The organism is Kitasatospora sp. YST-16, from assembly GCF_026802215.1.
Lineage (GTDB): Bacteria > Actinomycetota > Actinomycetes > Streptomycetales > Streptomycetaceae > Kitasatospora > Kitasatospora cineracea.
The window spans coordinates 6,531,933-6,544,861 of the sequence record NZ_CP113837.1; the positions used below are offsets into that span (position 1 = coordinate 6,531,933).

The 12,929-nt window shown below is 77.0% G+C and carries 12 protein-coding genes; 5 read left to right on the forward strand and 7 right to left on the reverse strand.

Features of this window, described 5'->3' with window-relative positions:
* Nucleotides 1-34: 34 nt before the first annotated feature.
* Nucleotides 35-1,198: a hypothetical protein gene (locus OU787_RS29460; protein ID WP_268661185.1), complete on the reverse strand. Its 1,164-nt coding sequence runs from the start codon at nt 1,196-1,198 to the stop codon at nt 35-37.
* Nucleotides 1,199-1,238: 40 nt separating this feature from the next.
* Nucleotides 1,239-1,802: a DUF4240 domain-containing protein gene (locus OU787_RS29465; RefSeq protein WP_268661186.1), complete on the reverse strand. Its 564-nt coding sequence runs from the start codon at nt 1,800-1,802 to the stop codon at nt 1,239-1,241.
* Between the two features lie 628 nt (nt 1,803-2,430).
* Here OU787_RS29465 and OU787_RS29470 point away from each other — a divergent pair.
* The 3 genes from OU787_RS29470 (at nt 2,431) to OU787_RS29480 (ending at nt 6,231) form a co-directional block, all read left to right on the forward strand.
* Nucleotides 2,431-3,378 carry a zinc-binding dehydrogenase gene (locus tag OU787_RS29470; RefSeq protein ID WP_268661187.1) on the forward strand — a complete coding sequence of 316 codons (948 nt, stop codon included), beginning with the start codon at nt 2,431-2,433 and terminating at the stop codon, nt 3,376-3,378.
* Between the two features lie 108 nt (nt 3,379-3,486).
* On the forward strand, nt 3,487-3,834 hold the full coding sequence (locus OU787_RS29475; protein WP_442788581.1) for a hypothetical protein: 348 nt from the start codon (nt 3,487-3,489) through the stop codon (nt 3,832-3,834).
* Nucleotides 3,835-4,197: 363 nt separating this feature from the next.
* The gene (locus tag OU787_RS29480; protein WP_268661188.1) at nt 4,198-6,231 is read left to right on the forward strand and encodes a hypothetical protein; all 2,034 of its coding nucleotides are present in this window, start codon (nt 4,198-4,200) and stop codon (nt 6,229-6,231) included.
* A gap of 15 nt (nt 6,232-6,246) precedes the next feature.
* On the opposite strand, the gene OU787_RS29485 is transcribed toward OU787_RS29480, so the two are convergent.
* From OU787_RS29485 to OU787_RS29500, 4 genes are all read right to left on the reverse strand, one after another.
* Nucleotides 6,247-6,903 carry a class I SAM-dependent methyltransferase gene (locus OU787_RS29485; RefSeq protein WP_268661189.1) on the reverse strand — a complete coding sequence of 219 codons (657 nt, stop codon included), beginning with the start codon at nt 6,901-6,903 and terminating at the stop codon, nt 6,247-6,249.
* 63 nt (nt 6,904-6,966) lie between these two features.
* The gene (gene fabG / locus OU787_RS29490; RefSeq protein ID WP_268661190.1) at nt 6,967-7,725 is read right to left on the reverse strand and encodes a 3-oxoacyl-ACP reductase FabG; all 759 of its coding nucleotides are present in this window, start codon (nt 7,723-7,725) and stop codon (nt 6,967-6,969) included.
* A 52-nt stretch (nt 7,726-7,777) separates the two neighbouring features.
* Nucleotides 7,778-8,965 (reverse strand): thiolase family protein, encoded by a 1,188-nt coding sequence (locus OU787_RS29495; protein WP_268661191.1) that lies wholly within the window; start codon nt 8,963-8,965, stop codon nt 7,778-7,780.
* Between the two features lie 48 nt (nt 8,966-9,013).
* The gene (locus OU787_RS29500; protein ID WP_268661192.1) at nt 9,014-10,162 is read right to left on the reverse strand and encodes an acyl-CoA dehydrogenase family protein; all 1,149 of its coding nucleotides are present in this window, start codon (nt 10,160-10,162) and stop codon (nt 9,014-9,016) included.
* Nucleotides 10,163-10,299: 137 nt separating this feature from the next.
* Here OU787_RS29500 and OU787_RS29505 point away from each other — a divergent pair, with 137 nt between their 5' ends.
* Entirely contained in the window at nt 10,300-10,932 is a 633-nt protein-coding gene (locus OU787_RS29505) for a TetR/AcrR family transcriptional regulator (protein ID WP_030460647.1), read from the forward strand.
* Between the two features lie 67 nt (nt 10,933-10,999).
* On the forward strand, nt 11,000-11,485 hold the full coding sequence (locus OU787_RS29510; protein WP_268661193.1) for a DUF3592 domain-containing protein: 486 nt from the start codon (nt 11,000-11,002) through the stop codon (nt 11,483-11,485).
* Between the two features lie 191 nt (nt 11,486-11,676).
* Here OU787_RS29510 and OU787_RS29515 read toward each other — a convergent pair whose 3' ends face one another.
* Entirely contained in the window at nt 11,677-12,879 is a 1,203-nt protein-coding gene (locus OU787_RS29515) for a phosphotransferase family protein (protein ID WP_327059431.1), read from the reverse strand.
* Between the last annotated feature and the right edge of the window lie 50 nt (nt 12,880-12,929).

Here is a 12,929-nt window from a genome sequence, read left to right on the forward strand (position 1 = left end):
GCTGGACTGACGGCGCTGAGCTGACGGCGCCGGGTCAGTTGAGCATGTCGAGGGCGCCGGGCAGCGGGGCGTAGCCGACCTCGGTGTCGTCGTACGGGCGCAGGCAGCGGTGCACGGCCCGGCTGACGGCCAGTTGCGGGCCGGTCCGGGCGCCGACCCGGGCCACCGCGAGCCGGGGGACGGTGCGCGGTTCGACGTCCAGGTTGGCGCGCAGCGGCAGCCAGCGGGCGCCGCGGGCACGGCAGGCGGTCTCGCCGAGGTACCAGAGCGCGCAGTCGAACACCGGGTCGTCGGCCAGCCGCGGCAGGTCCGGGCTCCACGGCAGGTGCTCCTCGCGGTACAGCAGGACGCTCAGCTCCGGGCCCAGCCCGAGCACCCGGACCCGTTCCCGCAGCGCGGCCTCCAGCACCACCAGGGAGCCCGCGGAGAAGTCGAGCGCGGCGCCCGGGCCGGCGGCGCGCGCCCAGAGCGGGAAGGCGTCGGCCCGGACCGCCAGCCACTCGGCGAGCGCCTCCCCGACCGGGCCGGGGTCGAGCGGCCCGGGCGCGCCCGGCAGGGGCCGGCCGTCCGGGTGCCCGACCGGGCGGGCGCGGGCCGCGGCCAGTGCCCGGTCCACCAGTTCGGCCCAGGGCGCGTACTGCTCCAGGGCCGCGGTCAGCCGCCCCGCCGGGCCGGGCCCGGCCGCGTGGGCGAGCTGGCCGAGCGGGTCGACCAGCGGGAAGTCGTCCTCGCACAGCTCCTCGGCCTCGGCGAGCTCGGCCCGCTCCGCCTCGTCCAGCAGTTCGCGCGGCAGGCGCAGCAGCGGGTCGGTCCGGTGGTGCGGGGCGGGTTCCGGCGAACGGGCCCAGCGCGCACCGTAGTTGCGGACGTGCACCTCGCCCAGGTACCAGGCCGCCACGGTCAGGAACGGCTCGTCGCGGGCCTCCAGCGCGGTGGCCGCGTCCCGGTAGCGGCGGCGGACCTCCCGCTCCAGCCGGGGCAGCGAGGCGACCTCGAAGTCCCAGCGGCCGGGCAGCGCCGCGGCCCAGGCCGGGAAGGCGGCCCGGGCGGCCGCCAGCCAGCCGTTCAGGCGCGGGTTGTCCCGGCACGCGGGGCCGTCGATCCAGGCGTCCCCGTCCGCGTCCGCGTCGTGCTCGTCCGCTGCGTCGTGGTCCGGGGCGTCGTCATCGAGGGGGCGGGGGTCGCCGGTGGCCGTCATGGGGTCCGAGGGTAGGCGGAGGCGCCGACACGACGGGGCGTCAGGTGGCTTCGGCGAACAGCGCGGTGAGCCGGGGGAGGCGGGCGGCGGTCCGGGCGGGCGTCCAGACCGGGCCGGCGAAGGCGGCGTCGCAGGGCATCTCGTGGCCGAGCGCGGCCAGGGCGTCCTCCAGCCCGTCCTCCTCGCCGGTGAGCCGCTCGTGGGCGTCCTGGGCGCAGTAGTCGAGCGCCTCCCAGTCCGGGAAGTCGTCGTCGGTCCACCGGTCGTACGGGAGGGCGGCCAGGCGGCGCAGCGCGGGGTGGTCGGCCAGCGCGTCCGGGTCGTGGACGGCCAGGTGGTGGGCGGCGCGGCCCAGGCCGATCAGCCAGACGTGGAAGTACCACAGGCCGTCGTCGCTGACCCGGCCGCGCAGCACCAGCCGGGCCAGCGCCAGGGTGCCCGCGGTGTCCAGCGGGGCGCGGGCCTCGTCCAGGCGCAGCTGGAACTCCAGCACCTCCGGCAGCGGCAGCCCGGCGAGCCGCTCCGTCAGCCGCTCGGCCCGCTCGCCGCCGGGGCCGCCCGCCGCGCTCGACTCGACCAGGTCCCAGAATCCGTCGGTGTCCATGCCGGGCATCCTGGCAGCCGCCGCCGACAGCCCCCGGCAGCCCCGGGCAAGGCCCGGCAGGGCTCGGCCGCTCCCGGCAGGGCTCGGCCGCTCCCGGCAGGGCTCGGCCGCTCCCGGCAGGGCTCGGCAGCCGCCGACAGCTCCCGGCAGGGCTTGGCCGCTCCCGGCAGGGCTCGGCAGCCGCCGACAGCTCCCGGCAGGGCTTGGCCGCTCCCGGCAGGGCTCGGCAGCCCCCGGCAGGGCTCGGCAGCCGCCGACAGCTCCCGGCAAGGCTCGGCAGCTCCCGGCAGCCCCCGGCAGCCCCCGGCAAGGCCCGGCAGCCGCCGGCAGCTCCCGGCAGGGCTCGGCAGCCGCCGACAGCTCCCGGCAGGGCTTGGCCGCTCCCGGCAGGGCTCGGCAGCCGCCGACAGCTCCCGGCAGGGCTTGGCCGCTCCCGGCAGGGCTCGGCAGCCGCCGACAGCTCCCGGCAGGGCTTGGCCGCTCCCGGCAGGGCTCGGCCGCTGCCGGCAGCTCCCGGCAGGGCTCGGCAGCCCCCGGCAGGGCCTGAGCGGCTTGACCTCAAGCGGACTTGAGCCTCCAGGATGGGCGGCGGGCCGGAACGACCGGCCGGTGGACGGACGGAGGCGTGATGCGCGCGGTGTGGCTGCGGGAATTCGGCGGGCCCCAGGTGCTGGTGCCGGGCAGTGCGCCCGACCCGGTGCCGGGGGAGGGGCAGGTGCTGATCGAGGTCGCGCACGCCAACCTGACCTTCGTCGAGACCCAGTTCCGGGCCACCGGCCTCGGCCCGTTCACCGGCGACCTCCCGATGGTCCCCGGCAACGGCGTCGGCGGCACCGTCACCGCGCTCGGCCCCGGCACCGACCCGGCCTGGCTGGGCCGCCGGGTGGTTTCCTCCACCGGCGGCAGCGGCGGCTACGCCGAACTCGCCGCCGTCCCCGCCGACGGCCTGCACCCCGTCCCCGACGGCCTCGCCCTCGACGACGCCACCGCGCTGCTCGCCGACGGCCGCACCGCCCGCCTGCTGCTGGAGACCGCGGCCCCCGCCCCCGGGGCCCGCGTCCTGGTCACCGCCGCGGCCGGCGGCGTCGGCACCCTGCTGGTGCAACTCGCCACCGCCGCCGGTGCCCACGTCGTCGCCGCGGCCGGCGGCCCGAGCAAACTCGCCCTGGCCGCCGAGCTCGGCGCCGCCGAGACCACCGACTACCTGCGGCCCGACTGGACCCGTTACCCCGACCCCGTCGACCTGGTCCTCGACGGCGTCGGCGGCACCCTCGGCCGGGCCGCCGCCGGATTGCTCCGCGACGGCGGGAAACTGCTCAGCTACGGCCTGGCCAGCGGCAGTTGGACCGACCTCCCGCCCGCCGAGGCCGCCGCCCGCGACCTCACCGTGCTCACCCTGCGCCCCACCCCCGAACGCGTCCGCGCCGCCACCGCCCACGTCCTGGCCGAAGCCGCCGCGCACCGGCTGCGCCCCGTCATCGGCCGCCGCTTCCCGCTGGAACGGGCCGCCGACGCGCACCGCGCCATCGAGTCCCGCGCCACCCTCGGCAAGACCCTGCTGGACGTCGCCCCCTGAGCGGGGAACCCGATGCACCGCGCGCGGCCGGGAACCGGAAACCCGGCCGTGAGCCGTGAGCCGGAAACCCGGTCGTGCACGGTGCGGTCGGGCGACTAGCATCCCGGCATGTCAGACCAGCCGACGTACCCGCCCAAGCCCCGGTCCGGCGACCGGATCGCGGTCGTCTCGCCCGGCTTCGCCGGCCCGGGTGCCTTCCCGCTCCCGCACGAACTCGGACTGCGCCGCCTGCGCGAGGAGTTCGGCCTGGAGCCGGTCGAGTACCCCGCGACCCGCAAGCTCGGCGCCACCCCGGCCGAGCGCGCCGCCGTCCTGCGCGCCCTGGACGCCTACGCCCCCGACACCATGGCCGTCTTCGACGTCGACCTTGGCCACACCGAACCGCAACTCGTCATCCCGTACGGCGGCCGGGTCCGGGTCGACGGCCCGGCCCGCCGGATCACCGTCACCTACTGACGGCTCCGCCCCCGGCCGGTCGTCAATGGCGGTCGGTCGTCAAGGGCGGGCGTCGAGGGCGGCCGATCGTCAAGGGCGGGCGGGTGCACAGGAGGACACCCCGGGGTGAACCGCCGGCGCCGGAACGGGGGGCGGTCCGCCGTCCGGGTGCCCCCGTCCGGTCAACGCCCGCCCCCTGCCGGACCGTTCACCGCCCCGTCCGTCCCGGGCCCCGGGCTGCTGTCAACCCGCCCGTGGCCCGGCCTGGCCCGGCCGGCCGCGGACCACGTATCGTGGCCGGGATCGGAGCGTGGTGCGGGACGCCACGGCGGGTACGACGTCGCACGGGCGACGGACGGGGGCGGTGACCGAACGGTGGCTGACGTGGCATCGACGACCGGGGACGGCCCCGCGGCCGACCCGGCGGAGACGGTCGAACTCCCCCCGAAGACCCCCGTCCTGGAGCAGACCCCCGGCACCGCGCCCGCCGCGGACCCGTTCGCCACCTCGATCAACCTGGTGATCCCCGACGCCGTCCTCAGCTCCACCCGCACCATCCCGCTGCCCACCCCCACCCCGCCCGGCGGCACCCCCGTCCCGCCCCCGCCCGCCGCCCCGCCCGGCGGCACCGGCTGGACCGGCACCTTCCCGGCCGCCGCCTTCAAGACCCCCGCCGCCGACACCCCGCCGCCCGCCACCGTGCCCGCGCCCGCCGCCCACGGCATCGGCGGCGGCCTGCGCGGCCGCGTCCTGGTGGTCGAGGGCGGCTACGGCGGCGGCCGCCGCTGGGGGCGCGGCGGCACCGCGAACGCCTCCGTGCTCTCCGCGGCGCTGGCCGGCGTCGCCCCGCAGGTGCTGCTCTCCGCCGACCAGGTCGACGCCGTCCACCTGCCCGGCGCCAACGACCCGCAGACCGTCCTCGCCCACCTGCGCGCCGCCGCCCGCCACCCCGGGCCGCTGCTGATCCACCTCGGCGGCCACCTGGTCACCGACCGGCGCGGCGAACAGCTCTACCTCTCGCTGCGCGAGAACAAGGCCTCCGAGAGCCTGCCCTGGTCCGCCGTCGCCAACGAACTGCGCCACCGCGGCACCGAGTTGGACACCCTGGTGATCGGCGACCTGAGCGCCGACCAGGTGGTCTGGCCCGGCCTCGCCGCCACCGCCGGACAGCAGCTCTCCGACGGCGTCCCGCTCTGGGCCGTCGTCAACCACGACCCCGACCAGCTCGGCACCTTCACCCGCGCCCTGATCGAGACCCTGCACCGCGGCCGCCCCGGCGCCGACCAGCTGCTCACCCCCGAACTCGTCCGCCAGCAGGTCCACTCGGTGCTGCGCGCCGACACCGTGGTGATCACCGCGCACCCCGCCGACCGGCCCTACTTCCGCAACACCGCCCGGCAGATCGGCCCCGGCGACCCCGCCGCGACGCCCGCCGCCCCCGCCCGCCCCGGGACGGCCGCCCCGGCCGCCGCGCCCGAACCCGCCCGGCCCCGGCTCGCCCCCGGCTGGACCCCGCGCGTCCTGGTCTCGCTGCGCAAGCCGGGCGTCCCGGCGACCCCGCCGCGCCGCAAGATGATCGTCTCGCTGGTCCGGGGCGTCCCGATGGTCCCCGCCGACACCCTCTCCGCCACCACGACGGTGCCGCTGGGCAAGCCGGACCGGGTCGAACTCGGCAAGGACACGCCCGCCGCGCCCCTGGTGGCACTCGAGAAGACCCTCGAACTCCCGGACGCCGCCGACCCGTTGGCCGCCACCCTGCCGCTGCCGGGCCCGGACACGGCGACCGCGACCGTCCCGCTCGGCAAGCCGGCCCCCGCCCCGTTCGTCGAGCGCGCCCCCGAACCGGAACCCGCCCCCCGGCACGACCCGCTGGCCGCCACCACCCCGCTGCCCGGGCCCGGCACCGTCCGGCTCGGCAAGGAGACCGGCACCCCGGCGGCCGACCCCGGGCAGGTCCCGCCGAGCGAGTACCTGGAGGCGATCGGCCAGATCGTCCGCAGCGCCGAGGCCGGCGACCACGACGCCGCCGCCGCGCTCGCCCTCGCCCTGGAGGAGAAGGCCGTCGCCGCGTACGGCGCCCGCGCCCCCGTCGTGCTCCAGGTCCGCCAGGTCCGCGCCCACGTCTCCCGGGTCGGCGGCCGTCCCTCCGTCGCGGCCGAGCTCTACCGCCAGGTCGCCACCGCCCTGCTGCAGACCGACGGCCCCGACCACCCCGAGACCCAGCGCGCCGTCACCAACGCCGAAGCCTGCTGGCGCGCGGTCAAGGACCCGGTCGAAGCCATCCGGATCGCCCCCGACATCATCGAGCTCCGCGCCCACCTCCCCGGCCCCGACAACCGCAAACTCCGCGCCGCCGAACGCCACCTGCGCCAACTCGCCGAGGCCAACGCCGCCGAGGCCAACGCCGCCGGCCGCTAGGGCGGCGCCCGCCGGTCAGTGCACCGGCTCCTTGGCGGCCAGCAGCAGCAGTTCCCTGAACTGCCGCTTGTCGGTGGGCTTCGGCTCGCACAGCACCCGGGCCACCTCGTGGACGCCGACGCCGCGCAGCAGCCCGGCCAGGTGGTCGGGGGACAGGCGGTAGGCCGTCACCACCGAGTGGTCGTAAGGCTGGGCCGGGACCGCCGGGTCGTCGGTGGCGAGGCAGCCGATCAGCAGCCGGCCGCCCGGGGCGAGGACCCGGGCGAACTCCGCGAGCACGGCCGGGAGTTCCGGCGGCGGGACGTGGATCAGCGAGGCCCGCGAGAGCACCCCGCCCAGCGCGCCGTCCGCGAGGTCGAGCGCCGCCATCGAACCGACCTCGAACCGCACGCCCGGGTTGGCCCGCCGGGCCAGCTCGACCATCGCCGGGGAGGCGTCGACGCCGAACGCCCGCAGCCCCAACTCCCGCAGGTGGGCGGTGATGTGCCCCGGACCGCAGCCCAGGTCCGCGACCTCGCCCCCGCCGCCGGTGCGCACCGACTCGGCGAACGCGGCCAGCAGCGCCCGCTCCACCGGCCGGTCGCGCAGGGTGTCGGCGAACTGCTGCGCGTAGCGCACGGCGACGGCGTCGTAGGCGGCCCGGGTACCGGGGAGGGAATCCAGTTCGGTCATCCGCCGGACTGTAGCGGACCCCGCCGACACCCGGCCGCCCTTCGACGCCGTCGCCCTACTGCCTTACCGGGCGCCGCCGTTGACGTACAGGGTCTGGCCGCTGACGTAGGCGGCGTCCTCGCTGGCCAGGAAGGCGACCACGGCGGCGACCTCCTCGGGGCGGCCGACCCGGCGCAGCGGGGTGCGGCCCGCGACCTCGGCCTGGTGGTCCTCGGGGGTGGCGCCGACCCGCTCGGCGGTGGCGGCGGTCATCGAGGTGGCGATGTAGCCGGGGGCGACGGCGTTCACGTTGACGTTGAACGGGCCGAGCTCGATGGCCAGCGTCGCGGTGAGGCCCTGGATGCCGGCCTTCGCCGCCGCGTAGTTGGCCTGGCCGCGGTTGCCGAGGGCGGAGCGCGAGCTGAGCGACACGATCTTGCCGTACTTCTGCGCGACGAAGTACTTCTGGGCGACGTGCGCGCAGTTGTAGGCGCTGGTCAGGTTGACGGTGAGGACGGCGTCCCAGTCCTGCTTGGGCATCTTGAAGAACAGGTTGTCCCGGGTGATCCCGGCGTTGTTGACCAGGACGTGCACCCCGCCCAACTCCTCGGCCACGGTGGCGAACAGCGCCTCGACCGCGTCGTAGTCGGCGACGTCGCACCCGTACGCCCGCGCGGTGCCGCCCGCCGCGGCGATCTCCGCCACGGTGCCCTCGGCCCGCTCCGCGGTGAGGTCGACCACGGCCACCGCCGCGCCCTCCTCGGCCAGCCGCCGGGCCGTCGCCGCCCCGATGCCCTGCGCCGCGCCGGTCACCACCGCGACCTTGCCGTCGAACCTGCCCATTGCCGTACTCCGTTTCTGATGGGTCGTCATGTCCGTTGGGGGGAAAGCGGGTTCAGTCGCGTTCGACCAGCACGGCGGAGCCCTGGCCGACGCCCACGCACATGGTGGCCAGGCCGCGCCGGGCGCCGGTGCGGCGCATCCGGTGCAGCAGGGTGGTGAGGATCCGGGCGCCCGAGCAGCCCAGCGGGTGGCCCAGCGCGATCGCCCCGCCGGAGGGGTTGACCAGCTCCGGGTCGATCCCCAACTCGCCCACCGAGGCCAGCGCCTGGGCCGCGAACGCCTCGTTGAACTCGGCGGTCTCCAGCTCGGCGAGCTTCCAGCCGGAGCGCTCCAGCACCCGCCGGGTGGCCGGCACCGGCCCGATGCCCATCACGTCCGGGTGCACGCCCGCCGACGCCCCCGCCACGTACCGGCCCAGCGGCTCCAACTCCAGCTCCGCCAGCGCCCGTTCGCTGACCAGCAGCAGCGCCGCCGCGCCGTCGTTCATCGGCGAGGCGTTGCCCGCCGTCACCGTCCCGCCGGGGCGGAACACCGGCTTGAGGGCGGCCAGTTTCTCGGCGGTGGTGTCCGGCCGGATCGACTCGTCGCGCTCCACCAGCGCCCCGTCCGGGCGGGCGACGGGCAGCAGTTCGGCGTCGAAGTGCCCCGCCTCCCGGGCTGCGGCGGCCAGCCGGTGGCTGCGCAGCGCGAACGCGTCCTGCGCCTCGCGGCCGATGCCGTACCGGGCGGCGACCTCCTCGGCGGTCTCGCCCATCGACAGCACGCCGTGCAGCTCGCGCATCCGCGGGTTGGTCAGGCGCCAGCCGAGCCGGGTGTCGAAGGTCTCCATCCGGTGCGGCAGCGCCTCGTCCGGGCGGGGCAGCACGAACGGGGCGCGGCTCATCGACTCGCAGCCGCCCGCCACGGCGACGTCCGCCTCGCCGGAGCCGATCGCCCGGGCCGCCGTGGTGACGGCCTCCATCCCGGACGCGCACAGCCGGTTGACGGTCGCGCCCGGCACGCCCTCGGGCAGCCCGGCCAGCAGCACGGCCATCCGGGCCAGGTTGCGGTTGTCCTCGCCGGCCTGGTTGGCGGCGCCCCAGTACACGTCGTCGATCCGCGCCGGGTCCAGCGCGGGCACCGAGTCGAGCAGTCCGCGCAGCACGGCCGCCGACAGGTCGTCGGGCCGGACGGCGGACAGTGCGCCGCGCAGCCGACCGATCGGGGTGCGGCGGGCGGCGGCGATGAAGACCGGAAGCACTTCGTCGGGCTCCTTGTCGGGAGGGTGGGAAGGAAGGGGGCAGGCGGGTCAGAACGCGTTGACGCCGGTCAGCGAGCGTCCGATGAGCAGCTTGTGGATCTGGCTGGTGCCCTCGTACAGGGTCATCACCCGGGCGTCGCGCAGGTACTTGCCGACCGGGTACTCGTCGATGAAGCCGTACCCGCCGAACACCTGCAGCGCGTTGTTGGCGCAGCGCACCGCCGCCTCGGAGGCGTACAGCTTGGCGACCGAGGACTCGGTGGCGAACGGCTGCCCGCGGTCGATCAGGTCGGCGACCCGCCAGGTCAGCAGCCGGGCCGCGTCCACGTCGACGGCGATGTCGGCCAGCAGCTCCTGCACCAACTGGTGGGCGGCGATGGGCTTTCCGAACTGCTCGCGCTCCCCGGCGTAGCGGACCGCCGCGTCCAGCGCGGCCTGCGCGATGCCCACGCAGCCCGCCGCGACCGACATCCGGCCCTTGGCCAGGGCCGCCATCGCCACCGTGAAGCCCTTGCCGACCTCGCCGAGCCGGGCGCCGTCCGGGACGCGGACCCGGTCGAAGGAGAGTTCGGCGGTGGCCTGCCCGCGCAGGCCCAACTTGCCGTGCACCAGCCGCCGTTCGAAGCCGGGCGCGTCGGTGGGCACCAGGAAGGCGGTGACGCCGCGGTGCCCGGGACCGCCGGTGCGGGCGAAGACCAGGGCGACGTCCGCCCACGTCCCGTTGGTGATGAACATCTTCGCGCCGGAGATCAGCCAGTCGTCGCCGTCGCGCTCGGCCCGGGTGGTCAGGTTGGCGGCGTCCGAGCCGGTGCCGGGCTCGGTCAGCGCGAAGCAGCCCAGCGCCTCGCCCGAGCACAGCCGGGGCAGCCACTGCCGCTTCTGCTCCTCGGTGCCGAACGCGTTGACCGACTTGGCGACCAGCCCCAGCGTCACCGACACCACGCCGCGCACCGAGGAGTCGCCGCGCCCCAGCTCCTCCAGCACCAGGCAGTACGCCAGGTGGTCGCCGCCGCTGCCGCCGTACTCCTCCGGCAGGGTCAGCCCGAGGAAGCCCAGGTCGCCGAGCTTCCTGAGGATGCCCAGGTCGATCGACTCCGCCCGGTCCCACTCGGCCGCGAACGGCACGATCTCCCGGTCGGTGAAGGCGGCGGCCAGCTCCCGCACGGCGGCCTGCTCCTCGGTTAGTTCCAGGTCCATGCGGATGGGCACCCCGACTTAAACTAGCAGTGCAAGTTTTATGGTGACTGTAGCCCGCCCGCACCGGATGCGGAAGAGCACCCGCGGGCACCTGCGAGAATGGCCCGACCCAGCAGCCCGCACCCCAGGAGGCGGAGATCGCCCGACCCCGCACCCCCCTGCTCAGCCGGGACCGCATCATCGCCGCCGCCCTCGCCCTGGTCGACGCCGAGGGCCTGCCCGCCCTCTCCACCCGCCGCCTGGCCGCCGAACTCTCGGTCAGCGGCCCCTCGCTGTACAACCACTTCGCCACCAAGGACGACCTGCTCGACGCCGTCGTCGACAGTGTGATGGGCGAGGTCGACCTCACCATGTTCGACGCGCCGGACGACTGGCGCACCGCCCTGCACGCCTGGGCCCGCTCCTACCGCGCCGCCCTCACCGCCCACCCCCACCTCGTCCCGGTCCTCGCCCAGGGCCCCGGCCGCCGCCCCAACGCCCTGCGGCTGGCCGACGCCGTCTTCGGCTGCCTGGTCGACGCCGGCTGGCCCCGAGGCCAGGCCACCCGGATCGGCGCCCTGATGCGCTACTTCGTCACCGGCTCCGCCCTCGGCTCCTTCGCCGCCGGCTTCCCCGACGACGCCGCCCTCTACGCCACCGCCGACTACCCCCACCTCGGCGACGCCCACCGCCTCGCCGAACACCGCCGCACCATCGACGAGGGCGCCTTCACCACCGGCCTCGACGCCCTCCTCGACGGCCTCGACCTGCGCTACCGCCGCCTGCCCTGAACCCTCCGGGGAACCGGCCCCCGGCCCCGCACGTCCATGGCTGCGGAACCGAGGACCAGGAGGACGGATGGACTGGGCGGACGCGACGGCCGGCACGGCGATCGGCGCCGCAGGACTGCTGCTCGCCGCCCTCGGCACCGCCCTCGCCGTCCAACGGCTGCGCCACGACGCCCGGCTGCGCCGCCTGCGCGCCCACGGCCTCACCGCCGAGGCCGAAGTCCTGGAGACGTACACCAGCACCCACCGGCACACCGAGACCCGGCAGGTGCACACCGACCGCCGGGCCGTCCTCGGCTTCCGCACCGCCGACCACCTGCCCGTCCGGGTCGAGGACGACGGCGACACCCCGCGCGCCGTCGGCGACCGGATCGCCGTCCGCTACCTGCCCGGCCGCCCCGAGGGCGCCCTTCCCGCCGACACCGTCGACCGGCCCCGCCACGTCGCCGCCCTCACCACCCTCGGCACCCTCACCGGCGCGGCGGCACTGCTGCTGGCCGGAGCGCTGGCCGCCGCCTTCGGCACGGCCCTCGCCACCGGCGGCGACCTGTTCTGAACCGCGGTCGGCCGACCTCACGGCCCCGGCGGCCCCGAACTCGCGGCCCCGGAAGCTCCGGCCTCACGGTCCCGGAAGCCCCGGCCTCGCGGTCCCGGAAGCCCCGGCCTCGCGGCCCCGGAAGCCCCGACGCACGCCCCGGGCTCCGGCAACGTCCACCGGGACGACCGGGACGGCAGGAAGCCTGCCGCTCACCGGGCCGCCGCCCTCCGCAGCGCCCGCCGCACCTCGTCGGCCGGGTCGCCCGCGTGGTACGGGTGCTCGCTCGGTTCGATGCCGTCCAGGAACTCCTGGTAGCGCAGCGCGAAGTGCACGTGCACCAGCGGCGGCGCCAGCTCCAGGGCCCGTTCCGGGGCGCAGGCCGGCAGCAGCCCGCGCCAGGCGTCGATCCAGCGGGAGCGGACGTCCGCCCAGCGTGCGGGGGAGAGGAACGGGGCGGGCCGCAGGCCGTCCAGGGCCGGGTGGCCCCAGGCCGCGTCCGAGAAGTCCAGGACGGTGGCCCGCTCGCCGTCGAAGCGCCAGTTGCCCGGGTGGAAGTCGCCGTGCACCAGCGTCAACGGCAGCCCGCAGGCGGCGAGTTCGGCGGCGAGCGCGGGCAACTGCCCGGCCAGCTCCCGGGCCTGCGCGTACTCCTGCTCCGACAGGTCGGGGCGTAGCCGCTCCAGCAGCGCCGGGAAGCGCTCCGCGAGCGCGGCCGGCGAGCAGTCCGCCAACTCGCCGGGGCCGTCCGCCGCGACCGCCGCCTGCGCGGCCGCCCAGCGGTCGACCACCTCCAGCATGCCGTCCTCCGGCACGCCCCAGCAGTCCACGCCCGGCACGTCCGCCAGCAGCACCCGCCGCCCGTCGGCGGCCAGCACCCGCGGCGCCAGCCCCGGCCGGGCCCGCTCCACCCGGGCGATCACCGCCGCCTCCGGCACCGCGAACGGCGGCGTGCTCTTCAGCCACACCGGGCCGTCCGCGGTCGGGAAGCGCGACAGCGCCGACAGGTTCCAGCTGCGCACCTGCTCCACCGGGCCGCTCCTGGACCGGCCGAGCGAGGCCAACTCGCCGTCCGCCCACGCCCATTCCGCGGCCAGCCCGTCCGCCGACGCCCACCGCAGCCGCAGCGGGTGCCCGGCGTCCGGCAGCACCGGGCTCGCGGCCAGCGCGCCCGTCGGACGCCCGGACGCCGCCGCCAGGTACACCGCCCCGCCGCCCCGGCCGCCCTCGCCGCCCGCCACCGACAGCAGCCGCAGCACCGCCAGCGGCACCCCCGCCGCCCGCGACGCCGCCGCGGCCACCTCGCCGATCTGCGCCCAGTACGGCGACTGCGCCGCGAACGGGCCCACCGCCCCCAGGAGTTCGCCCTGCCACTCGACCACGACGGTCGCCGTCCGCTGCTCAGTCATCTGCACCCGGGCATTCTCCGGACGGCCCCGCCCCCGCGCCACCGAATAACGGACGC